Annotated in this window: 23 protein-coding genes and 2 pseudogenes; 12 read left to right on the forward strand and 13 right to left on the reverse strand. The window is 64.7% G+C overall.

What is annotated here, in order from left to right; all coding sequences use genetic code 11:
• Positions 1–108 precede the first annotated feature (108 nt).
• From K408_RS0119025 to K408_RS38230, 5 genes are all read left to right on the forward strand, one after another.
• A complete protein-coding gene (locus K408_RS0119025) occupies positions 109–1,461 on the forward strand; it encodes a ferredoxin reductase family protein (protein ID WP_024340224.1) in 1,353 nt (450 codons plus the stop codon).
• Between the two features lie 261 nt (positions 1,462–1,722).
• On the forward strand, positions 1,723–2,037 hold the full coding sequence (groES, locus tag K408_RS0119030) for a co-chaperone GroES (protein ID WP_024340223.1): 315 nt from the start codon (positions 1,723–1,725) through the stop codon (positions 2,035–2,037).
• 34 nt (positions 2,038–2,071) lie between these two features.
• On the forward strand, positions 2,072–3,691 hold the full coding sequence (gene groL, locus K408_RS0119035; protein ID WP_024340222.1) for a chaperonin GroEL: 1,620 nt from the start codon (positions 2,072–2,074) through the stop codon (positions 3,689–3,691).
• Between the two features lie 91 nt (positions 3,692–3,782).
• Positions 3,783–4,118, forward strand: a complete 336-nt coding sequence (locus K408_RS38225; RefSeq protein ID WP_024340221.1) for a hypothetical protein — start codon at positions 3,783–3,785, stop codon at positions 4,116–4,118.
• A gap of 388 nt (positions 4,119–4,506) precedes the next feature.
• Entirely contained in the window at positions 4,507–4,740 is a 234-nt protein-coding gene (locus tag K408_RS38230) for a hypothetical protein (protein ID WP_024340219.1), read from the forward strand.
• Between the two features lie 44 nt (positions 4,741–4,784).
• On the opposite strand, the gene ftsH is transcribed toward K408_RS38230, so the two are convergent.
• From ftsH to K408_RS0119070, 3 genes are all read right to left on the reverse strand, one after another.
• Positions 4,785–6,623 (reverse strand): ATP-dependent zinc metalloprotease FtsH, encoded by a 1,839-nt coding sequence (gene ftsH, locus K408_RS0119055; RefSeq protein ID WP_024340218.1) that lies wholly within the window; start codon positions 6,621–6,623, stop codon positions 4,785–4,787.
• 234 nt (positions 6,624–6,857) lie between these two features.
• Positions 6,858–7,142, reverse strand: a complete 285-nt coding sequence (locus K408_RS0119060; protein WP_024340217.1) for a hypothetical protein — start codon at positions 7,140–7,142, stop codon at positions 6,858–6,860.
• 273 nt (positions 7,143–7,415) lie between these two features.
• Positions 7,416–7,910 (reverse strand): MarR family winged helix-turn-helix transcriptional regulator, encoded by a 495-nt coding sequence (locus K408_RS0119070; protein WP_024340216.1) that lies wholly within the window; start codon positions 7,908–7,910, stop codon positions 7,416–7,418.
• Positions 7,911–8,030: 120 nt separating this feature from the next.
• On the opposite strand from K408_RS0119070, the gene K408_RS0119075 reads away from it, so the two are divergent.
• From K408_RS0119075 to K408_RS0119090, 4 genes are all read left to right on the forward strand, one after another.
• Entirely contained in the window at positions 8,031–8,573 is a 543-nt protein-coding gene (locus K408_RS0119075) for a VOC family protein (RefSeq protein ID WP_024340215.1), read from the forward strand.
• A 27-nt stretch (positions 8,574–8,600) separates the two neighbouring features.
• Positions 8,601–10,235 (forward strand): FAD-dependent oxidoreductase, encoded by a 1,635-nt coding sequence (locus K408_RS0119080; protein ID WP_029674153.1) that lies wholly within the window; start codon positions 8,601–8,603, stop codon positions 10,233–10,235.
• Positions 10,232–10,426, forward strand: a complete 195-nt coding sequence (locus K408_RS0119085; protein WP_024340213.1) for a DUF2783 domain-containing protein — start codon at positions 10,232–10,234, stop codon at positions 10,424–10,426. Before K408_RS0119080 ends, K408_RS0119085 begins: the two co-directional genes overlap by 4 nt.
• A gap of 135 nt (positions 10,427–10,561) precedes the next feature.
• Positions 10,562–11,749, forward strand: coding sequence for a CaiB/BaiF CoA transferase family protein (locus K408_RS0119090; protein WP_024340212.1), 1,188 nt, complete (start codon positions 10,562–10,564; stop codon positions 11,747–11,749).
• A 2-nt stretch (positions 11,750–11,751) separates the two neighbouring features.
• Here K408_RS0119090 and K408_RS0119095 read toward each other — a convergent pair whose 3' ends face one another.
• The gene (locus tag K408_RS0119095) at positions 11,752–12,474 is read right to left on the reverse strand and encodes a DUF72 domain-containing protein (RefSeq protein WP_024340211.1); all 723 of its coding nucleotides are present in this window, start codon (positions 12,472–12,474) and stop codon (positions 11,752–11,754) included.
• A gap of 63 nt (positions 12,475–12,537) precedes the next feature.
• Here K408_RS0119095 and K408_RS0119100 point away from each other — a divergent pair, with 63 nt between their 5' ends.
• Positions 12,538–12,783 carry a hypothetical protein gene (locus K408_RS0119100; protein ID WP_230646650.1) on the forward strand — a complete coding sequence of 82 codons (246 nt, stop codon included), beginning with the start codon at positions 12,538–12,540 and terminating at the stop codon, positions 12,781–12,783.
• Between the two features lie 5 nt (positions 12,784–12,788).
• On the opposite strand, the gene K408_RS0119105 is transcribed toward K408_RS0119100, so the two are convergent.
• The 6 genes and pseudogenes from K408_RS0119105 to K408_RS42785 form a co-directional block, all read right to left on the reverse strand.
• Positions 12,789–13,937: an amidohydrolase gene (locus K408_RS0119105; protein WP_024340209.1), complete on the reverse strand. Its 1,149-nt coding sequence runs from the start codon at positions 13,935–13,937 to the stop codon at positions 12,789–12,791.
• Positions 13,938–14,215: 278 nt separating this feature from the next.
• Positions 14,216–15,304 carry a mandelate racemase/muconate lactonizing enzyme family protein gene (locus K408_RS0119110; RefSeq protein WP_024340208.1) on the reverse strand — a complete coding sequence of 363 codons (1,089 nt, stop codon included), beginning with the start codon at positions 15,302–15,304 and terminating at the stop codon, positions 14,216–14,218.
• Between the two features lie 171 nt (positions 15,305–15,475).
• On the reverse strand, positions 15,476–16,681 hold the full coding sequence (locus K408_RS0119115; protein ID WP_024340207.1) for a M20/M25/M40 family metallo-hydrolase: 1,206 nt from the start codon (positions 16,679–16,681) through the stop codon (positions 15,476–15,478).
• A 34-nt stretch (positions 16,682–16,715) separates the two neighbouring features.
• Positions 16,716–17,960 (reverse strand): annotated as a pseudogene (locus tag K408_RS38235) (MFS transporter).
• Positions 17,961–18,351: 391 nt separating this feature from the next.
• Positions 18,352–18,444 (reverse strand): annotated as a pseudogene (locus tag K408_RS43430) (IS5/IS1182 family transposase); the annotation flags it as partial.
• A gap of 399 nt (positions 18,445–18,843) precedes the next feature.
• Complete coding sequence (locus K408_RS42785) at positions 18,844–19,122, reverse strand: hypothetical protein (RefSeq protein WP_080654887.1); 279 nt, start codon at positions 19,120–19,122, stop codon at positions 18,844–18,846.
• Positions 19,123–19,444: 322 nt separating this feature from the next.
• Here K408_RS42785 and K408_RS42140 point away from each other — a divergent pair, with 322 nt between their 5' ends.
• Complete coding sequence (locus K408_RS42140) at positions 19,445–20,128, forward strand: hypothetical protein (protein ID WP_155248505.1); 684 nt, start codon at positions 19,445–19,447, stop codon at positions 20,126–20,128.
• Positions 20,129–20,850: 722 nt separating this feature from the next.
• Here K408_RS42140 and K408_RS0119130 read toward each other — a convergent pair.
• On the reverse strand, positions 20,851–21,126 hold the full coding sequence (locus K408_RS0119130; RefSeq protein WP_024340206.1) for an HGGxSTG domain-containing protein: 276 nt from the start codon (positions 21,124–21,126) through the stop codon (positions 20,851–20,853).
• Complete coding sequence (locus K408_RS0119135) at positions 21,123–21,758, reverse strand: hypothetical protein (RefSeq protein WP_024340205.1); 636 nt, start codon at positions 21,756–21,758, stop codon at positions 21,123–21,125. Before K408_RS0119135 ends, K408_RS0119130 begins: the two co-directional genes overlap by 4 nt.
• 423 nt (positions 21,759–22,181) lie before the next feature.
• On the opposite strand from K408_RS0119135, the gene K408_RS0119140 reads away from it, so the two are divergent.
• Complete coding sequence (locus K408_RS0119140; RefSeq protein WP_024340204.1) at positions 22,182–23,165, forward strand: Bug family tripartite tricarboxylate transporter substrate binding protein; 984 nt, start codon at positions 22,182–22,184, stop codon at positions 23,163–23,165.
• 11 nt (positions 23,166–23,176) lie between these two features.
• Here the strand turns inward: K408_RS0119140 and K408_RS0119145 are convergent, their stop codons facing one another.
• The gene (locus tag K408_RS0119145) at positions 23,177–23,635 is read right to left on the reverse strand and encodes an NUDIX hydrolase (protein WP_024340203.1); all 459 of its coding nucleotides are present in this window, start codon (positions 23,633–23,635) and stop codon (positions 23,177–23,179) included.
• Positions 23,636–23,655: the final 20 nt, after the last annotated feature.

Below are 23,655 nucleotides of genomic sequence, written 5' to 3' on the forward strand. Positions count from 1 at the left end.
CCTGCTGCTGATTTCGATGAAGGGTTGAGTCAGCTCAATGCAACGCAGCTGGATCGGTCCATTGTGCCCGGCAGTTCGTCGCGTCGCTATCGGCATGAGAGAGGCCACATGCAGAATCTCAAGCGAGCCTTCTGGGGCAGTCTGGCGGTTCTGGTCCTGCTGTGGCTGGTTGCGGAACCCCAGCCGTTGGGGCCCGGCCCCTTCTTCCCGCTTCGCCAGAGAATGGTGCAGTTGAGCGGCATCCTGGCCATGGGATGCATGAGCATGGCGATGGTTCTCGCGCTGCGACCGCGCTGGCCGGAGGCCTGGCTGGGCGGTCTGGACAAGATGTACCGCCTGCACAAATGGTTCGGCATCGCCGCTCTGGCGACCGCCATCGTCCATTGGCTCTGGGCCAGCGGCCCGAAATGGGCAGTCGGCTTGGGGTTGCTGGCGCGGCCGGAGCGTGGGCCAAGGCCGGCGATCGGGAATTCGGTCGAGGCCTTCCTTGCCGGCCTGCGTGGTCCGGCGGAGGGGTTGGGCGAGTGGGCCTTCTACGGCACTGTGGTGCTGATCGCTCTGGCGCTCATCCAGGCGTTCCCATACCGGCTCTTCTACAAGACCCATCGGCTCCTCGCGATCGCGTATCTTGTGCTGGTCTTTCACGCGGTGGCGTTGATGAAGTTCAGTTACTGGATGTCGCCGCTTGGAGGCATCGTGGGGGCACTGCTGGTCGGCGGCACGTGGGCTGCGGCTGTTGCGCTCATGCGGCGCATTGGCGCCGGGCGCCAGGTCAAGGGCAGGATCACCTCGCTCAAGTATTATCCCGGCGTCAGAGCAATCGAGACCGAGATCGAAGTGCCTCATGGCTGGCCGGGCCATCGACCGGGCCAGTTCGCTTTCGCCACGTCGGACATTTCGGAGGGCGCCCACCCTTACACGATTGCCTCCTGCTGGAGCGCCGAGTATCCCAGGATCACCTTCATCACCAAGGAGCTCGGGGACCACACCAGCCGGCTGCGCGAGATGCTCCGTGTCGGACAGGAGGTGAAGGTAGAAGGCCCCTATGGTTGCTTCACTTTCGACGATGACTGCTCGCGTCAGATCTGGATTGGCGCGGGCATCGGCGTCACGCCCTTCGTCGCACGCATGAAGCAGATGACCCTTCGGAAGGATGCGCCGAACTGCTCTGTGACGCAGCCCGTCGATCTGTTTCACGCCACGGCCGATGTCGACGAGGAGGCTCTCGGCAAGCTCGCGGCGGATGCGCGGTCAGCCAATGTCCGGCTGCATGTTCTCGTCGACGCGCGCGACGGGCGATTGACCGGCGAACGCATTCGCGAGGCCGTGCCGGAGTGGCGTAAAGCCAGCGTCTGGTTCTGTGGTCCAACGGCGTTCGGTGAAGCGCTCAGGCGAGACTTCAGCGCGCACGGCTTTCCTGTCGAGCAGCGGTTTCATCAGGAGCTGTTCGCGATGCGATGACCGAGGTCGCGCGCGCATTCCGCTTCCCGAAGCCGGCATGGTGCGTCTGCACGCTCGCGGCACCGGGACCGGCCGGCGCATGCCCGGTCCATCCGGCTGACCTTCCCCGCCACCCGGCAGGGCGGTCCGCAGGGGTGCGACAAAAATTTCCGCCGGGCCCTCTTGAACAGAAATCGACCTGTTCCTAGGTCGTTTGCCGCCCGGGGGCCGGTTCCGGACCCGGATTTTGGACATCGCTGAACCTACGCAAGGAGGATGTGCATGCATTTCCGCCCGTTGCACGACCGTGTGCTCGTGCGCCGCATCGATGCCGAGGAGAAGACCACAGGGGGCATCATCATTCCCGACACCGCCAAGGAAAAGCCGCAGCAGGGCGAGGTCATCGCTGTGGGGCCGGGCGGGCGTAACGAGCAGGGCCAGCTCGTGCCGCTCGACATCAAGGTCGGCGACCGGGTGCTGTTCGGAAAGTGGTCGGGCACCGAGGTCAAGATCGACGGCGAGGAGCTCTTGATCATGAAGGAAAGCGATCTTCTCGGCGTGGCCGAACAGGCCGGCACGCTGAAGAAGGCGGCGTAACTGACAGTCATCGAAAGGAAAGGAGTTTAGCAACATGGCTGCCAAGGACGTGAAGTTCGCGACCGAGGCCCGCGAGCGTATGCTGCGGGGCGTCGACACACTGGCGAATGCGGTGAAGGTCACGCTCGGTCCAAAGGGACGCAACGTCGTCATCGAGAAATCGTTCGGCGCGCCGCGCATCACCAAGGATGGCGTCACGGTCGCCAAGGAAATCGAGCTCGAGGACAAGTTCGAGAACATGGGCGCCCAGATGGTGCGCGAGGTCGCCTCCAAGACCAACGACCTCGCCGGCGACGGCACCACCACCGCGACCGTGCTGGCCCAGGCCATCGTGAAGGAGGGCGCCAAGGCTGTCGCCGCCGGCATGAACCCGATGGATCTCAAGCGCGGTATCGATCTTGCCGTGCAGGCGATCGTGACCGATCTGAAATCGCACGCCAAGAAGATCACCTCCAACGACGAGATCGCGCAGGTCGGCACCATCTCCGCCAATGGCGACACCGAGATCGGCCGCTTCCTGGCGGATGCCATGCAGAAGGTCGGCAACGAGGGCGTAATCACGGTCGAGGAAGCCAAGAGCCTGCACACCGAGCTCGAAGTGGTCGAGGGCATGCAGTTCGACCGCGGCTACGTCTCGCCATACTTCGTCACCAACGCGGAGAAGATGAGGGTCGAGCTCGAAGATCCCTATGTGCTGATCCACGAGAAGAAGCTCTCCGGCCTGCAGACGATGCTGCCGCTGCTTGAGCAGGTCGTGCAGTCGGGCAAGCCGCTCCTGATCATTGCGGAAGAAGTCGAGGGCGAAGCGCTCGCGACGCTGGTGGTCAACCGTCTGCGCGGCGGCCTGAAGGTTGCCGCGGTCAAGGCGCCGGGCTTCGGCGACCGCCGCAAGGCCATGCTGGAGGATATCGCGATCCTCACCGGCGGCACCGTGATCTCCGAAGATCTCGGCATCAAGCTCGAGAACGTCACGGTGAAGATGCTGGGCCGCGCCAAGAAGGTCGTGGTCGACAAGGAGAACACCACGATCGTCGACGGCGCCGGGGCCAAGAAGGACATCGAGGCGCGCAGCCAGCAGATCAGGACGCAGATCGAGGAAACCACCTCGGATTACGACCGCGAGAAGCTGCAGGAGCGCCTCGCCAAGCTCGCCGGCGGCGTTGCGGTGATCCGCGTGGGCGGCGCGACCGAAGTCGAGGTCAAGGAACGCAAGGACCGCGTCGATGATGCTCTGCATGCGACGCGGGCTGCGGTCGAGGAGGGCATCCTGCCCGGCGGCGGCGTGGCACTGCTGCGCGCACTCAAGGCGCTCGACGGTGTCAAGACCGCCAATGCCGACCAGAAGGCCGGCGTCGACATCGTGCGACGCGCCATCCAGGTGCCGGCGCGGCAGATCGTGCAGAATGCGGGCGAGGACGGCTCGGTCGTCGTCGGCAAGCTGCTCGAACACGAGACCTACACCTGGGGCTTCAATGCAGCGACGGGCGAATACCAGGACATGGTCCAGGCCGGCGTGATCGATCCCGCCAAGGTGGTGCGCACCGCGTTGCAGGACGCAGCCTCGGTTGCTTCGCTGCTCATCACGACCGAAGCGCTGGTCGCCGACAAGCCGAAGAAGACCGAAGCGGCAAGCGCGCCTGCGATGGACTTCTAGAGAGGCGCGGGCCCGGCCTGACGGCCGGGCCCGCTGTCGATGAGCTATGCTTGATCGATTTGGATCTGTTTCGAAACGAAAGGAGGATGAGATGATCAAGGATCGTGCTTTCTCCGCTCGCGGGGAAACCACCCAGAAGACGTTGCGGCGCTTCGCCGCCTTGGCCGTCGGGGCCGGCCTCTCTCTCGTGCCCTTTGCGGCCCTTGGGGCCGAAAGCCCCGGCTCTGCCGCCAGGACCGCGGATGCTTTCGAACGGCTCGCCTTGCCGCCGATCCCGTACCTGGAGACGATGCCGTGGTCGAGCTGGGAACGGGGCGGCCCGACCATGAAGGTGGACACATTGCTCTCGCCGATCCTCGGGCCATCCGGAATCCGGCTCGATCTCACGCCGCCGGATCGGAGCGGTCCGGAGCCCGCGATGAGCTGAGACGGCGGAGCGGCCAGCGGCCGCTCCCGACATCGCTCCGGCGAAAGGAGGGATGAACAGATGAAAGGCATTGTCGTTGCCGCTCTCTTGTTGGGGATGGTCAATACGCTCCAGGCCAAGGAGGCGGACTACCCCCGCGGCGAGGTGCGAAGCTTGGCTAAGCCCGCCCGGCAGCTTGCGACCAGTTCCGACGCAACGTCGGCAGGCAATGCTGAGAACAGCCGTCCGAATCGGCGCCGAGGCGGGGAGCTCTCGCCCGGTCGTATCGTTCCCGACATCTGCACCGGATGCTGACCGGCCTTAGGCCGATCAGCATCTGTTCGGCGCTCGTCTCTTGTGGTGGCTCGACACAGGCGCAGCTTCGGCTGCACGCATGTTTGGTTCGTGGATGGACGATTATCGTGATCTCGTCAGCGCGGCTCTTGCGCTGTTTTGTGCCGGCGTGATGTTGGTGGCCGGCCATCTCTTGCTCGAATGGCACGCCGGACATGCCGCTCCGGGCACCGGCGTCGATGCGCCCAGGAGCGAAGGCGCGCCCGCGCCGCTCATCTCGAACGGCTCGTCACCAGACAGGAAGGTGATCGAACTCCCCGCAGAGATCAGGCGCAAGCGTGCTGCCTGAGGCAGCCTTGCGCTATGGCGCGTTTTGAAACGCCGGCGCGAAGCCTAGATGGCCCGCAGTCCTTCCTGGGGCATCTCCCGGATCAGCGCATCGATATCGCCCTGCTCGAGCGTCTCCTTCTCCAGCAGCTTCTTCGCGGCGCGGTCCAGGATCGGCCGCCGCGTGCTCAGGATACCCTGAGTGCGCTGGAAGACCTGGTCGACGATGGCCTTGACCTCCTGGTCGACCGCGGCTGCCGTCTCTTCCGCATAGTCGCGCTCGCGCGTCGGATAGGGCCGGTCGGCGCTGGCGAGGAAGTTGCCGGGATCGCGCTCATACGCGACGCTGCCCAGCCGCTCGGACATGCCGTAACGCGTCACCATGCTGCGAGCGATGTCGGTGACGCGGCGCAGATCGTCGGCCGCACCGGTGGACAGATGCCCGAACACGATCAGCTCCGCGGCGCGGCCGCCGAGCAGCACCGCCATCTTGTTCTCCAGCTCCTCCTTGGTCATCAGGAAGCGATCTTCGATCGGCCGCTGAATGGTGTAGCCGAGCGCGCCGACGCCGCGCGGGATGATCGAGACCTTGTGCACGGGATCGGTCCCGGGCAGCGAGAGCGCGACCAGGGCGTGGCCCATCTCGTGATAGGCCACGATCTCGCGCTCCTTGGCATTGAGCAGGCGGTTGCGCTTCTCGAGGCCCGCGATCATGCGCTCGACCGCATTGTTGAAGTCGCTCATGCTCACCGCATCGGCGGCGCGGCGCGTCGCCAGCAGCGCCGCTTCATTGACGAGATTGGCGAGATCCGCGCCGGTGAACCCTGGCGTGAGCGCAGCAACGGCGTCTGCGTCCACACCCTCGGCCACGCGCACCTTCTTCATGTGCACCTTGAGGATCTCGATGCGGCCTTTCTTGTCGGGCCTGTCGACCAGCACCTGCCGGTCGAAGCGTCCGGCGCGGAGCAGGGCAGGATCGAGGATTTCGGGCCGGTTGGTGGCGGCAAGGATGACGAGCCCCGAGCGCGAATCGAAGCCGTCGAGCTCGACGAGCAGCTGGTTGAGCGTCTGCTCCTTCTCATCGTGGCCGCCGGCGAAGGGGCCGATGCCGCGGGCGCGGCCGAGCGCGTCGAGCTCGTCAATGAAGATGATCGCCGGCGCCTTCTGGTGGGCCTGCTGGAACAGGTCCCGCACCCGCGCCGCACCGACGCCCACGAACATCTCCACGAACTCCGAACCCGAGATCGAGAAGAACGGCACTCTGGCCTCGCCGGCGACCGCTTTCGCCAGCAAGGTCTTGCCGGTGCCTGGCGGTCCCACCAGCAGCACGCCTTTCGGCATGCGGCCGCCGAGCCGGCCGTAATCGGTCGGGTTCTTCAGGAAATCGACGACCTCGCGAAGCTCGTCCTTGGCCTCATCCACACCGGCGACATCGGCGAAGGTGACCCCGGTGTTGGACTCAACATAGACCTTGGCCTTGCTCTTGCCGATCGCCATCAGCCCGCCACCGATCCCGCCTTGCGCCATGCGCTGGCCGATGTACCACCACAGGCCGAAGAACAGCAGCACGGGCATCACCCACGATAACAGGTCGCGCAGAAACGTGCTCTCGATCTGCCCGGTGAAACGGACGTTGTACTTCTCCAGCTCCTGCGCAACGTCCTGGTCGACGCGCGTGGTGACGAACTGTTTCTGGCCGCCAGGCAGCGGCTCCTTCAATGTGCCCTGCAAGGTGCGGTCGGAGATGCCGACGGCGTCGACTTTCCCCTGACGTAGCAATTGCTGGTATTCGCTATAGGGGATCACCGCGATCTGGTTCGCCGCCGAGATCAGATACTGAATCAGGAAGACCGCGAAGATCGCGGCGAGCGCGTATCCGAGATTGAAACGAACATTCTTGTTCATGCGAGATCCAGATCCGATGGTGTTGCGCGGGCGGGTCGCCGAGGCACGTCTTGGCGCGCTCGTTCGGGCCCGGTACGGGTCCGGACCTGCATCATATCCTCAGAACTTCTCCTTCTGCCTTCTGTTCCCTGGCGCGGCACGCGCCCGCAGCGGGAAGCGTCCGTGGGAGTAGTCAGGCAAACGGAGGCTTAGGCAGCGATAAGGCCCGGCTGCAGGCCGGGCCTTGGCTCAAGCCTACCAGGGATACCAGTAGGGGTACGCCGCCGGATAATAGCGGACGGTCCGGTAGTATCCGGGGCCATAATAATAGCGCGGCGGACCATAGACCGGCGCATAATAGACGGGAGGTGCAGCCGCGGCGGCTAGCGCTCCGGTGAACAGGCCGAGCGCGACGGCCGGACCGATGCCCGGGCCTCCCCAGTGATGATGATGGTGGCCCCGCCAATGGGCCGAAGCCGGCGCAACCGTTCCGATGAGGAGCGTTGCTGCCGCGGCGATTGCAAGAGCAAGCTTTCTCATTTGACTTCCCTCGATTCCGCGCCCGCGCAGCGCGCGGGCTTCTCGATCCTCTGCATGAGTTTCGTTTCGCCGGACGCCTGGCCCGGCAGCATTCGAACTTAGGATCGGGGCGAACGACTTCAAGTCTCCTGCATGCCTTCACGGGCCCGACGTTTGGTCGCAGTGCGCGGGGCCATCATCTTCCTTGCCGGCCTTTGCTGGGTGCGAGCCCCCGCGCCACGGTTGCGGCTACGCTCATCATGACAGTGGTCATTGCGACGACGCGCGAGCCAGCTATCCCAACGCTGCCGACAGCTTGTGCATCACCCGATCGAGCACCTTCGCTTCCTCGGTGGTCAGCACCGCCAGCAGCTCCGCCTCCCGGGCCAGTGCGAACGGCACGATCTTGCGATAGAGCGCGCGGCCGGCCGGCGTCAGCGAGACGATCAGCTCGCGCCGATCGTCCGCGTGGTGCTTGCGGCTGACGATGCCGCGCGCCTCCAGTCCCTGGACGGCGCGGCTGACCTGCATCTTGTCGAGCGTCGTCAGCGGACCGATCTCCTTGGTCGGAATATCCGGACGTGCGCCGAGAATGGCAAGCACGCGCCATTCCTGCCGTGTCAGCGCAAAGCGCTCGGAATAGACCTCGGCCACCGCCAACGATACCTGCTCGGCCAGGCGAGCCAGCCGGTACGGAAAATATTGCTGCAGGTCGAGCGCGCGACCGTCCTGCGCCGTCCTGCGCCCGGTCGCTTCCCTGCCTCGCGCTTCACCCGAATGTCCCGTCATGCTGTCCGCCCCGCCGGTCCAGCCGGCAGATTCTTCCGCGCCGGTTGATCCAGATCAAATTCAAGAGATCGTAACATCTGATACGAATTTCGCAACCGCAAGTCCAGGGAGCGAAACGTCATGAAAATCGAGAAGATCCATCACGTCGCCTATCGCTGTGTCGACGCCAAGGCCACGGTCGAGTTCTACAAGAAGGTCATGAACATGGATCTTCTCGGCGCCATCGCCGAGGACCGTGTGCCCTCGACCAAGGCGCCGGATCCCTACATGCACATCTTCCTCGATGCCGGGAACGGCAACATCCTCGCCTTCTTCGAGCTGCCGAACTCGCCGCCGATGGGCCGCGATCCCAACACGCCGGACTGGACCCAGCACATCGCCTTCCAGGTCAAGGACCTCGCCGCGCTCGAAGAGGCCAAGGCGCGCGCGGAGGCTGCCGGCCTCGACGTCGTCGGCGTCACCGATCACACCATCTTCAAGTCGATCTATTTCCGCGATCCCAGCGGCCATCGCCTGGAGATCGCGGCCTGGACCGCCACGCCCGAGCAGATCGACCGCATGAAGTCGGTCGCGCACGAGATGGTCGAGGAATGGTCGCGCACCAAGCGTCCACCGCGCCACACCGCCTGGATGCACGAGAAGGAGTTCGCGGACGCGCATTGATCCTTGGCCGTGCATCAGGAAGCGAACATGAGCTACATCTATCCGAAGTTCGGCTATCGGCGCTCCCAGGAGCAGGCCGATTGTGTCGTGAAGCGGCATCCGATCGTGGTGATCGGCGCAGGTCCCATCGGCCTGACCGCTGCGCTCGATTGCGCGGCGCGCGGCCAGCCCGTCGTGGTGCTCGATGACAACGACACCGTCTCGATCGGCTCGCGCGCGGTCTGCTATGCCAAGCGTCCGCTCGAGATATGGGACCGCCTCGGTTGCGCGGCGCCCATGGTCGAGCGCGGTGTGAGCTGGAACGTCGGCAAGGTGTTCTTCCGGGACCAGCTGTCCTACCAGTTCGATCTGTTGCCCGAGGCCGACCACCAATGGCCGGCCATGATCAACCTGCAGCAATATCATCTGGAAGAGATGTTGGTCGCCAGATGCAGGGCCAATCCGCTGATCGAGCTGCGCTGGAAGCACCGTCTCATCAGCCTCAGGCAGGCCGCCGACCATGCGACGCTGGCGGTGGAAACGCCCGACGGCATCTTCTCCATGGAGGCGCAATGGGTGATTGCCTGTGACGGAGCCAATTCCGACGTGCGCAAGATGGTGGGCGCCGAGTTCACGGGCCAGTTCTTCCAGGATCGCTTCCTGATCGCCGACGTCGCCATGAAAGCCGATTTTCCGACCGAGCGCTGGTTCTGGTTCGATCCGCCGTTCCATCCCGGCCAGTCCGTGCTGCTGCACCGGCAGGCGGACAACATCTGGCGCATCGATTTTCAACTCGGCTGGGAGGCCAATCCCGAGGAGGAAAAGCGGCCCGAGCGCGTGATTCCGCGCATCCGCGCCATGCTCGGGGCGGATACCGAGTTCACGCTCGAATGGATCTCGGTCTATCAATTCGCCTGCCGGCGCATCGACAATTTCCGCCAGGGCCGGGTGCTGTTCGCCGGCGACGCCGCGCATCAGGTCTCGCCCTTCGGCGCGCGCGGCGCCAATACCGGCGTCCAGGACATCGACAATCTGGCCTGGAAGCTCGCGATGGTGCTGCGCGGCGAAGCCTCGGAAGCGCTGCTCGACAGCTATCACGAGGAGCGTGCGTACGCCGCCGACGACAACATCCTGAACTCGACGCGGGCCACCGACTTCATCACGCCGAAGACGAAGCCGAGCCGCTATTTCCGTGACGCGGTGCTGGAGCTTGCCCGGCATCACGGCTTTGCGCGGCCGCTGGTCAACAGCGGCCGTCTCTCGACGCCGACCCCTTACGTGACGTCGAGTCTCAACACGGAGGACCACGACGCTGTGACGGGCGGCATGCGGCCCGGCACGAATGCCGCCGATGCGCCCATCTTGATGGATGGCAAGCCGGCCTGGTTCCTGCACTGTCTCGGTGATGGCTTCACGGTCGTGGCGTTCGGCGAGGTGAGCGACAGGATCGAGATCGCGGCAGGGCCGTTCGCGGCGAAGCTCGTCGTCGTCGGCCGCGACATCGAGGATCCCACAGGTCTGCTCGCCCAGCGCTACGGCGCTTCGCCGGGGACCACCTACCTGTTCCGCCCCGATCAGTATGTTGCGGCGCGCTGGAGCGGCTTCGACGAGGCGAAGATCGCCCGGGCGATGCTGCGCGCCTCGGGCCATGACACCGCCGACCGGACGGAGCTTGCGGCATGATGCTGAACCTCTCACCGAACATCGCCGATCCCGACGACTTCTACGCGGAGCTGATCAACAGCCAACGCGACCTCGACGAGGAGCAGGCGTTGCGCATGAACGCCCGGCTGATCCTGTTGCTCGCCAATCACATTGGGGACCGCCAGGTGCTCACGGAGGCGATCGGCTGCGCCCGCACCGGCGGCGTCTGATCCGCGGGACGCCGCCTCGCCGATAGGAGATCCCGAGAGCCACCGGCAGCGCCGGCGGCAATGGCCCATGCTGGCCGCGACCTTGCCGTGGCAGCCAGTCCCTGTAATCTGGCCGAAACAACAGGGAAGGAAACCATGGGAGGAGTTCTGGAGGGCGTGCGCGTGCTCGATTTCGGGCGCTATATCGCCGGGCCCTATTGCGCGACCTTGCTGGCCGAGTTCGGGGCCGAGGTCATTCGGGTCGAGAAACGCGACGGCAGCGAGGATCGCTTCGTGGCGCCGGTCGGCGAGAACGGCGAAGGCGCGCTGTTTCTCCAGATCAATCGCAACAAGAAGTGCATCACGCTCGATCCGATGAAGCCGGAAGGGCAGGAGGTGATGCGCCGGCTCATTGCGACCGCGGACGTCGTGGTGGCCAATCTGCCGCCGCAGACGTTGCGCGCGATGAAGCTCGATTACGACTCGCTGAAGGCGATCAAGCCCGACATCATCCTGACCACGGCCACCGCGTTCGGCGGGCCGGGACCCTGGTCCGACCGTGTCGGCTTCGATGGCATCGGTCAGGTGATGTCGGGTGCGGTCTACATGACCGGCGCGGGCGATCCGCCGTACCGGGCCGCGGTGAACTGGGTCGATTTCGGCACCGCGCTGCATTGCGCCTTCGGCACGCTCGCGGCGCTGATCGAGCGCGGCAAATCCGGACGCGGACAGATCGTCGAGGGCGCGCTGCTCGCAACCGCCTTGTCCTTCACCAATGCCACGCTGATCGAGCAGGCCGTCATCAACGTCAACCGCGTGCCGACAGGCAATCTCGGCCAGACCTCGGCGCCCGCCGACATCTACCGCACCAGGGACGGCTGGGTGCTGTGCCAGGTCACGGGCCATCCGCTGTTCAAGCGCTGGACGAGACTGATGGGCGAGGAGGAGCTGTGGCTGAACGATCCGCGCTTCGCCGACGACATCAGCCGCGGCAACAATGGCCGCATCATCAGCGAGCGGATGGCGCGCTGGTGCGCCGAACGCACGACGCAAGAGGCCGTCGACGCGCTGGGCGAGGCGATGATCCCGACCGGTCCCGTGCTCTCGCCGCAGCAGGCGCTGGATCATCCGCATGTCCGCGCTGCCGGCTTCATGCAGGAGGTCGACTATCCGGGCCTGCCGAAACAGGCACCGGTCGCCCGCGCCGCGGTTCGGCTGTCGGAAACGCCGGGCGAGATCGCGAGCCGCCCGCCGACCCTAGGCGAGCACACCGATCTCGTTCTCGCCGCGCTCGGCTACGACAAGGCGGAGGTCGCGGCGCTCCGGCAAGGCGGCATCATCTAGCGTCACAGCAACTGCTTCAACGCCTTTGCATCGGCCGGTGCGGCGCTCTTCTGGTCGTTGTCGAAATAGACGTAGACGTCGCAGCCCTGCCGCTTCCAGGATTTGATGCGCTTGGCCCATTGCGCCAGCGTGGCCTTGGTGTAGTGCCCGTGATAGCGTCCGCCCGGCCCGTGTCCGCGCACATAGACGAAATCCGCCGTGCGCTTCCACGGCGCCGGCGCATCGTGATGGTCGGACAGGCACAGCGAGATGTTCTCGTCGGCCAGCATCCGCAGGATGCGCGGCTGGTACCAGCTCGGATGCCGGAATTCGAAGCTGTAGCGGCGCTTCCGCGACAGCAGCTTGAAGAACGACGCGAGGCGGTCCGCGTTCGCTTCGAACTGCGGCGGCAGCTGGAACAGGATCGGGCCGGCCTTGCCGCCGAGGTGCGAGATGCGGTCCTCCAGCAGCTCGAGGCTGTTGACGGAGCGGTCGGACAGGCGTTTCCAGTGCGTGATGAACTTGGATGCCTTCCAGGCGAACACGAAATCCCGACCGGTCTGCTCCCGCCATCCCTTCACGGCCTCCGGCGTCGGCGTGCGGTAGAACACCCCGTTCAGCTCCGTCGTGTCGAACTGCCCGGCGTAATAGCGCAGCTGCTCCTTCAGCGTCACGCCCTCCGGAAAGAACGGGCCTCGCCAGGAGGCGTAATGCCAGCCGGAGGTTCCGATCAGAACGCGCGCCATGATTCACGTGCCATCCATTGTCGTCTTCCGGAAGGGAACGCCCCTGGGGCCGATACGTTGCTCGTGAGCTTGATCAACGCAGGACCGGAACCGATGTACGCGCTGTTCGAAGGCGACAAGCAGATCGGCGATCCCTTTCCCACCGAGAAGGAAGTGTGGGAAGCCGCCCTCATCGAGGGGATCGTGACCGATGTTCCCGTTGCGGACGAGGAGGGCGGCCGATTGTTGCCCGACGGCTACCATGTCGAGCGCCTCGAGGAGACGTTCGAGCCGCGGCCGGATTGGAAGCTGCCGCGCGAGATCTCCTGAATATTCTAGTTCGACGCCAGCGCCGCCTTGGCGACCTCGGCCATCCAGCCGGAGGCGACCGGGAGGATCGCATCGTTGAAATCGTAGCGCGGGCCGTGCAGCTCCGCGCCGTCGCGCAACGGCCCGTTGCCGATCCAGACGAACGCGCCCGGCCGCTGCTGCAGGTAATGGGCAAAATCCTCGCCGGCCATGCTGGGCGCGAGGTCGCGCCGCACGGGCGCCTGCACCTTCTCCGCGGCAATGCGCGCGAGCTCCGCTTCCGCTGGCGTGTTGATCACCACGCCCACGCCCCAGACGATCTCGGGCGTGACCTTGACGCCGAAGCTGGTCGCAATGCCGGCGCAGCTGCGCTCGATGCCGTCGAGGATGGCGTCCTTGACCTCTTCGCGATGGTAGCGCAGCGTGCCGCGGATGGTGACGCGTCCGGCGATCTGGTTCGGTGCGGTGCCGCCCTCGATCGTGCACAGCGACAGCACGGCGGTGTCGAGCGGATCGACGCCGCGCGAGACGATCGATTGCAGCGCGACGATCAGATGCCCAGCCGCCACCACTGGATCGCGCGTCAGATGCGGCATGCCGGCATGCCCGGCATGGCCCTCGATGGTGATGGTGATGCGCCCGCCGGAGGCCATGACGACGCCGTCGTGCACGGCGACGGTGCCGGCGGCAAGGCCCGGCCAGTTGTGAAAGCCGAATATCCGCTCCATCGGAAAGCGGTCGAACAGCCCGGCTGCGACCATCGCGCGCGAGCCGCCAAAGCCTTCCTCGGCCGGCTGGAAGATGAAATCAACCGCGCCGCTCCAGCTCGTGTCGGCGGCGAGCAGCGCCGCGGCGCCGAGCAGCGAGGCGGTGTGGCCGTCATGGCCGCAGGCATGCATCACGCCTGATGTCTTGGAGGCATAGGGCAGGCCGGTGTCCTCGGTGATCGGCAGCGCATCCATGTCGGCGCGCAGACCGACCCGCCTCTGCGCATGCCCGCGCGTCAATGTCGCGACGATGCCGTGCCCGCCGATGCCGGCCTCGAAGGGAATGCCGAGCTCCGCAAGCTTGTCCTGCACGAAAGCGGCGGTGGCTTTTTCCTGGAGCGATAGCTCAGGGTGGGCATGAAGATGCCGGCGCCACTGGGTCAGTTTCTGGTGCAGCTCGGGGGTCAAGGCAGTGGAACTTTCGCAAGCTCTCGGTTGCCGCTACCATAGCGGATTGTCGGGCCGACGCATCCGGCGAAGGGGAATGGCTCGCGTGCAGCAATGTCGTTTGGTGCCAGCTCCGGAGAAGGTGCGCTCCCTCCCCCGCTCGCGGGGAGGGTTGGGCAGAGGGTGTCTTCGCGTTGGGATTCCCCGAGAGGAAAGAACCCTCACCCGGCGCGCGGGACGATGCTTCGCATCGCCCGGACGCGTCGACCTCTCCCGCAAGCGGGAGAGGTGAGGGACCACTACCCCGCCAGCTTCGCCAGGCCGGCCCAGTCGAAGTTGATGCCGTGCCCGTGCCGGTCAGGCGCCAGCGCAAGCCCGTCCTGCAGCACCAGCGGATGCTCGATGTACCTGTCGAGCCCGAAGCCGTGCGCCTCCAGATAGGAGCGGTTCGGGCAGGCCGCGAGCAGGTGCACCGTGATGTCGTGCGCGCCGTGGCTCGTGACCGGCAGGTTGAACGCTTCCGCCAGCCGCGCAATCTTCATGAAGGCGCTGACGCCGCCGCAATTGGTCACGTCCGGCTCGGGATAGGACACTGCGCCATTGGCGATATAGTTCTTGAACTCCCATAGCGATCGCAGATTCTCTCCCGCCGCGATCGGCACGCCCCCGGCCTGCAGGACGCGCGCGTGGCCGGCGACGTCGTCGGGAATGATCGGCTCCTCGAGCCAGGTGAGGTCGTAAGGCACGAGCGCACGCGCGGCGCGGATCGCTTCCTCGACCGTCCATTTCATGTTGGCGTCCGCCATCAGCGGAAAGCCGTCGCCGAGATGCTGTCGCATCGCGGCGACCTTCGCGACATCCGTTTTCAGGTCGGGCCGGCCGACCTTCATCTTGATGGCGCGAAATCCCTTGGCGAGATTGCCGTCGGTCTGCTTCAAGAGCGCATCGACGGAGAGATCGAGGTCGATGCCGCCGGCATAGCACGGCACGCGCGCGTCGTAACCGCCGAGCAATTGGTACAGCGGCAGCTTGGCGCGCCGCGCCTTCAAATCCCACAGCGCGATGTCGAGCGCGGAGAGCGCCAGCACCGCCGGCCCGCCGCGGCCGCCATAATGCAGTGCCCACCAGACATGATGCCAGATCGCTTCCGTGTCCTCCGCTTCGCGCCCCTCGACCAGCGGCGGGATCTCGCGCCTGAGGATGTCCGCGGTCGCGCCGCCATTGCGGCCGACCGTGTAGGTGTAGCCGACGCCTTCGGCGCCGTCGGCATCGCGAATGCGGCAGGTGATCAGTTCGAACGCGGTGATCTCGCCGTGCGTGGAGTCGGAGAGCGTGACGGGAAGGGGGATCCGGTAGAATCCGGTCTCGATGTCTGCGATGCGCGGCATGGTGCCTCCCTGCTTTTCTTTTGGTTCGTAGGGTGGGTTAGCTAGCGGTTGCGCGAAGCGCAAACGCTTGCGTAACCCACCTCTTCTGTTGCCGTGGATGGATATGGTGGTGGGTTACGCCCCGGACTGCGCGCTGCGCAGCCCAAGGCTAACCCACCCTACAAACCCAACTCACCGCATGGTCGCGAGTTGCAGTGCCAGCGCGCAGGCGCGGTCATATTCGTCGAGATTGATCCATTCGTCGACGGTGTGCGCCTCGTTCTGGCCGGCACCGAAGGTCACGGTCGGAATGCCGTGGCGGACCATCCAGTTGGCGTCGAGGCCGCCATTGGCCGTGCGCACATTCGGCGTGCCGCCGACCGCGGACACGGCCTCCACCGCGCGCTTGATCACGGGCTGGCTGTCCTTCATGCGGAACGGATAATAGTCGGTCTCGGCCTTGAACTTGACCTTGCCGGACTTGCCTTGCGCGTTCGTCACCTTCTTGGCCGCCTTCTCGAACGCGGCCTTGTAGGCCTTGGTGATCTCCTTGAAGAACTTGCCGTCGTGACTGCGGCTTTCGCCGCGCACATGCACGTAGTCGGTGACGACGTTGGTGGCATCGCCCGCCGGGCGGCCTTCGCCGCCGGTGACGGGGCCGACATTGCTGGTGCCCATCTTCGCGCTCGCGCCCTTGCCTTTCACCACCTTGCCGAACCAGCCGCCGGCCTTCACGTCGGCCAGCGCCAGCGCCATGATCATGGTCGCGGAGATGCCGCGCTCCGGCGCGACGCCGGCATGCGAGGCGCGGCCGAATATCTCGACGCTCCAGCGATCGGCGCCGACCGCGCCGATGACGACGTTGGAAGCCGAGCCGCCGTCATAGTTGAACGCCATCACCGGCGAGCCGAGCTCGTCCAGCTTGACGTGGCGCGCGCCGTAGAGCCCGCTCTCCTCGCGCACGCAGAACAGCAGCGTGATCGGGGGATGATCGAGCTTCTGCTTGGCGAGCTCCGCTGCCAGCGTCACCAGCACGCCGCAGCCGCAGCGATTGTCACCGCCGAGCGCGGTCCTGGCTTCGTTGACGATCTTGCGGCCGGATTTCTTCGGCTTGGCGCCGGCGCAGAGCGGCACGGTGTCCATGTGCGTCATGAACATGATGCGCGGCTGGTTGTGCAGCGCGCCGCGGCCGGGCAGGTCGACGATGAGGTTGCCGGTCTCGGTCGGCACCGGGATGCGCGTGTTGGCATCGTCGAGCCGGATCGCCTTCGCCGGCACCCCTGCTTCCTTGAGCGCCGCCGTGAGCTCGCGCCCGATCGCCGCCTCCTGTCCGGTGACGCCTTCCACGGACAGGAAGCGCATGAGGCGGTCGGTGGCGGCTTTGGTGTCGACAGGCATCGGTGATTCCTTTGGCGAGCTGGGCCGCGTCATCCTATGGGGTTGGCGCGGTGTAAGCCAAGAAGATCACCACGCCGAGCGCCAGCATGGCAGCCATGAACAGCAGCACCGCCGGCAGCCCGGCGAGCGCGGCCACCGCGCCGGTGACCGATTGCATCAAGGCCGCGCCGAGGAAGAAGGCAAGGTTGACCGCCGCGAGCGCCTTGCCCGCGGTTTGCGCGTCGACCAGCTGCCTGGACATGCCGAACAGCAGCGGCTGGGCGGAGGTCGCAAGGCCGATCAGCACGAACAGCACGAGGTCGTATTACGGCGGCATCACGGGCACGCCGAACAGCACGGAGACCGCGTAGTGCGGCGCGCCCAGCGCCATCAGAGCCAGCAGCAAGGCGCCTGCCAGATGCGAACCGGCCACCAGAGCGCGGCGGCGGCCGAGCCTGCGATCGATCATGCCGATGAAAAGCGGGCCGACGATCATTGCCAGCGTGAACGCGCCGAGCTGGTTGCCAGCCTCGACCCGCGACAATCCCTTGACGTCCATCAGCCACGGACCGCCCCACAGGCCGCGCAGCACCAGCGAGGTCGCGAGCGACACCAGCGCCAGCGCGATCAGGCCGCGCAAGGGACGTGAGAGTCCGAGCCTGAGCACCTCCATCATCTGCGCGAGCGGCGAGGACTCGTCCTTGTGCTCGGCCGGCTGGTGTGGGACCAGCGCGAACACCGCGGCGGCCACTGCGACGCCGCCGATCGCCGCCATCCAGAATCCGGCGCGCCAGCCGTAGGCGTCCACAACGAAGGCGAGCGGGCTCGACGACAGCAGCATGCCGATATTGCCGATCGAGAGGATCGCGCCCGACCACAACCCGAAGCGGGCCGCCGACAATTGCTTGGCCGCCAGCGTCATCGGGCACATCAGCATGCCGGAGGTCGCAATGCCCAGCAGCAGCTGCCCGACGGCAAAGCTCGAAGGCCCGGTCGCAAACCCCGACGCCATCGCGCCGAACACGGTTCCCGCAAGCAGGCTGAGCGACACCGGTCGCACGCCGAAGCGGTCCATCGCAGCTCCGACCGGAATCTGCGCCGCGGCGAAGGCGAAAGGATAGATCGACGTGAGGCTGGCAAGGGCCTGCGGCTCGATGTCGAAATCCGCCGCCATCAGATCCAGGCTCACCGCGGGAATGGTGCGCAGCAAGGTGGAGAGCATATGCCCGCAGGCGAGGGCGACGAGCGCGAAGATCAGCGCGCGAGTGGCGTGCCCCGCGTCGTGGGCGGCTTTGGTCATGAGCGTCCCGTCCCGAGAAGGTTTCGAGTGGGGTTACAGGATTGAGGGCCAAGTGCCAACCTCGAGGAGCTGATTCCATCCTGCAAGTTGCCGGATTGAAACCATTGCTGATGCTCTCGGAGAGCCCAGGAGTATCCATTGATGGACCGCATGGGCTCACATGGATCGTTGGTGGCTTGTTGAGGGGGCCGTTTTGGCCCAGGGCGCGGCTCACAACGTCCAGCCAAGGGCGGATAGATGCGAGTTGGACGAAGCCACGGTAGTTCCTGCAAGCCTGTAGTAGCACGTCGCCACCGATGGCACTGCCTGAAGCACCGTTCGAAGAGGTTGCGAGCGCGACAGAGATAGGTGGCTAAAGCAGATCGGATCGCTGCGAGTGCTTTTCGGCCGGACGACGTTCATTCAATCGTGGCATGCCGCGCGGCTTATTCGGCAGCATCGGCACAATGGCAAACCATTCATTGTCTGTGAGTTCGTAGCGCATGTTTCGGCCCCTTCCGACTGGTGGCCATGAATCATGGCCCGGATGGCAGGCTCAACTGGTCGCAGTGCATCCGAAAGCGGACCTGTTGTGCTCACCTCGAGTTTTGCCGTTCGTGAGCCAAAGCGGACATGTCACTTGAGAACGCCGTCTCGCTTCATTGCCGACTTCATGTCGGCCATGGTGGCACTCGCGGGAAGGCGTCTCTCTCTGAGAACCCAAACGCCACAGAGCCAGCCCAATCCTCCTCCAATGACGGGAGCGACGATCAACTGCCAAAGTCCAAAATTAAGAACTAGATTTCCCAAGAAGAACCCAAGGGCACCGAGGGCTGCGATAAACCCCGCATAGGAAAAATTGTCCAGTGATCTCACGGGCCACCGATCGGTAGTTGCATCTAAGCTATGTGGGATAACGCCATCTCAATGCGCGGCGGAGAGCGAGCAAACACACCATGACTGCAATGGCGGCAAGCCAAAGGAAAGCTGGAACTGGCGAGTGATTATGAACGTGGGCGATGTACAGCACCAGCGCCAATAGCACGCCGACCAGCGCGTTCGACAACCAGTACAAGGGCGAGCGCAAAATCCCCGCTGCTGCCAATTCAGCACTACGTTCGCGAGCGCGGGTTACGCGCCACCAACAAAAGCCCAAGAACGCAATAGCGACAATCCAGAACATCCCAGCCAATTCGCACGGAACTTTGTAAGCACTCTCTTACTCGAATAGCTCGAATTAGCTCCATCTCGCACCCCCTTGCAGAGCGCGCTTACTTCTCCTTTTGGCCCAATATCGACACAATGCGGCGTTCCTCCATCTGTCGGCTCGCGATGGCAAACCGGACCCGACCAAGCAGCGGAAGATCAACGCGATTGACCCGAAGCGGACATCCACTCGTTCAGTGAAAATTGAGGATGCGGCAATGCCGGAGGTTGACCAGGAGTAATTCCGCAATCAAAAAGACGATGCCCTGGTACGCGTAAAAACACGATCCGAGAATGGAATGCGTAATACTACGTTCGCCTTCCTTCTTACGCTCTTTTTGGCGGCGACCTTCGCGATAAGCTACATTCTTGCATTCGGATCTGGCGAGGCGGCTTGCATAGTTGCTCATACAGTCAGATTGCAGCTGAACGGGATCGAGTATCATATTCCGGCTGCGCTCCAGCCGTACTACTCGCCTGAACAAGCTTTATCAACGCGGGACTATTTCCTGAATAATCTTCGAACCAAGCACTATTGCCAATCTCCGCAGAGCCCGCCGGCGATGGTTAACAGTATTTCCTTTCCAAAGAAAAGTCTGATTGCTTGGGCTGGCGGGGGTACCGACCGTGCTGACCTTGCCGGTATTTTTCCTTTGGCCATCTATAGATCGCATGTCGCGAGCCGCAGTGTTGCAGAAGGTGGCCAACCAACGCCAGGCGGCTTGTTTCGAAAAATCGTGCGAGAGCCATGGTTTGAGCTCACGTCGATCGAGCCCATTTTTTTTGGCTCCCTAGTCACAGCACAGTGCGGTCCCGCTGCTACCCAGCGACCAAGCAACAGCTGTACAATTCGCGGGCGGCTCCGCGACGGATCAGTCGTTTCGCTTGGCGTTCTCGACGTTGAGAAGCCGATCGATGTTTGGCCGCGGATGTTGCGGCAAGTCGAGGCGTTTATTTCGTCAATGGCAGTTGGCATTCGCTAGAACGAGGCGGCTGAGCAAAGACGGCGCTTGCTCGGACAAATTGCGACGTCTTCTTCTGGCCCATCGCCGCCGTATGCCAGGGTCGAGCACATGTCGTTTGTCAGGGTAAGAGCGGACCTCACTTAAACTCGGTCTAACCGTCGCGATTGACCCGAAGCGGATGTGGCCGCGGCTAATGGTAAGGTGGTTCGTGGTTCAACGTATAGAACTTTACCAATTTCCTGGACATATCGTTTGACGTGCTAGAGCCAAGTTAGTGGGGATTGCAGCTTGGTCCATGACGGAGTGGTGGGGATCATGCCGATAAGTAAGATGCCGGATTATCCCTCGTATATTGGCTATTGCCTTCTTTGGCTGGTTGCGGGTTTCGTCGTTTGGCTCTTTAGCATTGCGCTATTCGGGTCTGGACACTGGATCATTGGCGTTATTGCCATTCTCGCGACCATCGCTCTCTACTTCCGTCACGGAATGGCAATTGCAAAGCAGCGTAAACGATGGCTGCGCTTTTCATACGGCGCCCACTACCGGCGGTATTCTCTCCGAGAGCGTTTCGGCACAGCTTCTCTGTTTCGACGTCGTAACGAGAGCTGATCCGGTGCAAATCAGACTTCCGCTTCTGGCCCTTCTCGGGAGTCCGACAAAGACCGCTTTCGCGCCGCTTTGGAGGACGAGCGGACATCACTCACGCCTACTCTTGGCAGCAGATTTCATGAGTACGTACCCTAGTCGGACGCGATCTTCGCCAGCAGCGTCTCCGCGTCACTGATCAGCGCCCGGATCGCCCGCCGCTCAGCGATCCCCTCTTGTGTGAACGCGCCGTGCGTTTCGGCATTGCGGTTTCCCCGCGGCGCACCCGATCCCCGGGCGCCGCCGTGCATGCGGCAGCGGAACTTGCCGCGTATCGCGGGCGCGGAGCAGGCGAAGCCGCCGCGTGTGCGGGCGCCGCAGCGCGGGCTTGCCGACATCGCGTGCGTGTTGCGGATGTGACCGGTGCTCATGCGCTGGCGGCCTGCCCTGCGCCGGCCCATTCGGGGTCGCCGGCTGCGCGAGACGCGGCGTCCGGATTGGTGCCGATCAGATGCGCATGTTGCGTCAGATTGCCCACGATCGCTCGTCCGCCGTCCTGCACCGAGAGGTTTTGCACCGTGATCGCGCTTTCGTCGCTGTTGCGGTGGCGATTCAAGGCTTCGACCTGGGCGGCGAAGGTGCGGGCGAGCCGCGTCAAAGCGCGGGTCACGCCCTCCTGCTGCGGAAGATCGTCGGTGCAGGCCAGGCGGCATGCGCAGCGCATCGCCGCCATGTGCACCGACACCATCTGCGACACCAGCATCGCCTCGATGGAATCCTTCGGGGCGATGCTCCTGATCGTCGAGATCATGAAGGCAAGATTGGCCTCGTCGGGCTTCTGCCCGACAGCGCTGGCCTTGACCAATTGCCTCAGCATGCCGTGCAGCGCATCGCGGTCGGCCGCGCCCAGCGCCTCGGCCAGCAGCCGCTCGCCCGCTTGCGGGTCGGGATGGCTGATCGCGATGCGGCGCTTGTAGAGTTTGACGCGCGGGTTCGCGGCGGGGCTGCTGCCATCGCTTGCCGCGAGCGGCGAAGTGGTGTGGGGCTGGAGGGCTGTCGTCATGTGCTGTGTCCTGTGAAGGCAGGCGCGGACGGCCGTTCGCTGCCGCGCGCGAATGCGAATTCGAAACGTCGATGAAGGGTTTAGGCCGCAACGGCGCCGGGGAGGCTCTACTCGGCAAGGCGGGACGCTTGCGAGTGTTGCGATGATGCCATCCTGCCACTGTTTTGCCCGACGAGTCAAAATCGAATTCGTAAATCCGGAAATGGCCCAATCCTCGGCGCAAGCTCTTGGATCGACGAGGTCTCCTACTGTGCATGGGGTTGTTTTCGCATTTTTTGTTTGAAGACAGCGTTTGCCTGCCGTGCCGCGGAATGCCGGCGCTCAAACGCGATTGCGAAATCCGGCGCGGCCGCTAATCATGCGGTCGAAGGCGCCGCACCAACAAGCATGCACAAGCGGCGCCAAGAGGTCTGGGAGATACGAATGCAACGAACGGCTCGCGTGCTGGCAGTCATCGCCGGATTATGCGCTTTGGTGCTCGCGACAGAGGCTCCGGCGCAGAAATATCCGTCGCGGCCGGTCAAGATCATGGTCGGCTTCAGCGCCGGCGGGCCGGTCGACGTCGTCGCACGGATCGTCGGGGATCGCTTGAGCAACAAGCTCGGCCAGCCCTTCGTCGTCGAGAACCGGGCCGGCGCCAACGGCATGATCGCCGCCGAGGGCGTGGCGCGCGCCGATGCGGATGGCTACACCATCCTCGCCTGCAATTCGTCCACGATCACGCTCAACAAGACGCTGTTCAAGGATATCCGCTACGATCCGCAAGCCGACTTTGCACCGCTGACCACGGTGGTGTCGGCGCCGCTCGTTCTCGTCGTCAATCCCGAGAACCCCAAGACGGCCAACGTCAAGACGGTGGCCGATCTCGTTGCCGCGGCCAAGGCCGCGCCCGGCGCGCTCGCTTACGGTTCGGGTGGTAACGGCAATCTGGCCCATCTCGCCATGGAGCTGCTCAGCCAGAAGGCCGGCATCAAGATGATCCACGTGCCCTATCGCGGCGGCTCGGCCGCCGAGGTCGGCGTTCTCGCGCAAGAGGTGCTGGCGGTGTTCGATCCGCTCTCGGCCGTGCCGCTGGTGAAGGCCGGCAAGCTGCGCGCGCTGGCGGTATCGTCGGCCGAGCGGCTGCCGGCGCTGCCCGATGTGCCCACCGTCGCGGAAGCCGGCTATCCCGGCTTCGACATCTCGTTCTGGGTCGGCTTCTTCATGCCGAAGGCAACGCCCGCGCCGATCCTGGAGACGCTGCACCGGGAGATCTTGGCAGCCGCCAAGGATCCGACGGCCCAAGAAAAGCTCGGCTCGCAGGGTGTCGTCAGCGTGCTCAGCCAGACCGAATATGCCGCGAAGATCGCGAAGGAGACCAAGGAGCTTGCCGAGGTCGTGACGGCGGCGAACATCAAGGCGGAGTAGGGCGCGAAGCGCTATCCGCCGATCAGCTGCTCCAGGCGGTCGAGCAGCGGGCGCTGTCCGGCGTTGATCTTCTCCCGGGCCGCGTCGAGCGCAAACCATTCGGCGCGATCGACTTCCGGAAAGGCCTGCCGCCTGCCGCTGCGCGGCGGCCATTCCATCTCGAACGTGTTGCTGCGAACGCTGCGCACGTCGACATCCAGCTCGGCCGCGAACGCGGTGACGAGCTTGCCTCCGCGCTGCCTGATCTCACCGAGCGCGATCAGCGGCGCGGACGGCTCGAGCCCGAGCTCTTCGGCAAACTCCCGCCGCGCCGCGACTTCCGCGTCTTCGTCGTCGGCATATTCGCCCTTGGGGATCGACCAGGCGCCGAGATCCTTGCTGCGCCAGAACGGCCCGCCGGGATGGACGAGGAGCACCTCGAGCTTGCCGCGCTTCCGATAGGCGATGATCCCGGCACTCTTGGATGGCATTGCAGGTTCCGTGCAGCAGC

This window comes from Bradyrhizobium sp. in8p8 (assembly GCF_000426845.1).
Taxonomy (GTDB): domain Bacteria; phylum Pseudomonadota; class Alphaproteobacteria; order Rhizobiales; family Xanthobacteraceae; genus Bradyrhizobium; species Bradyrhizobium japonicum_C.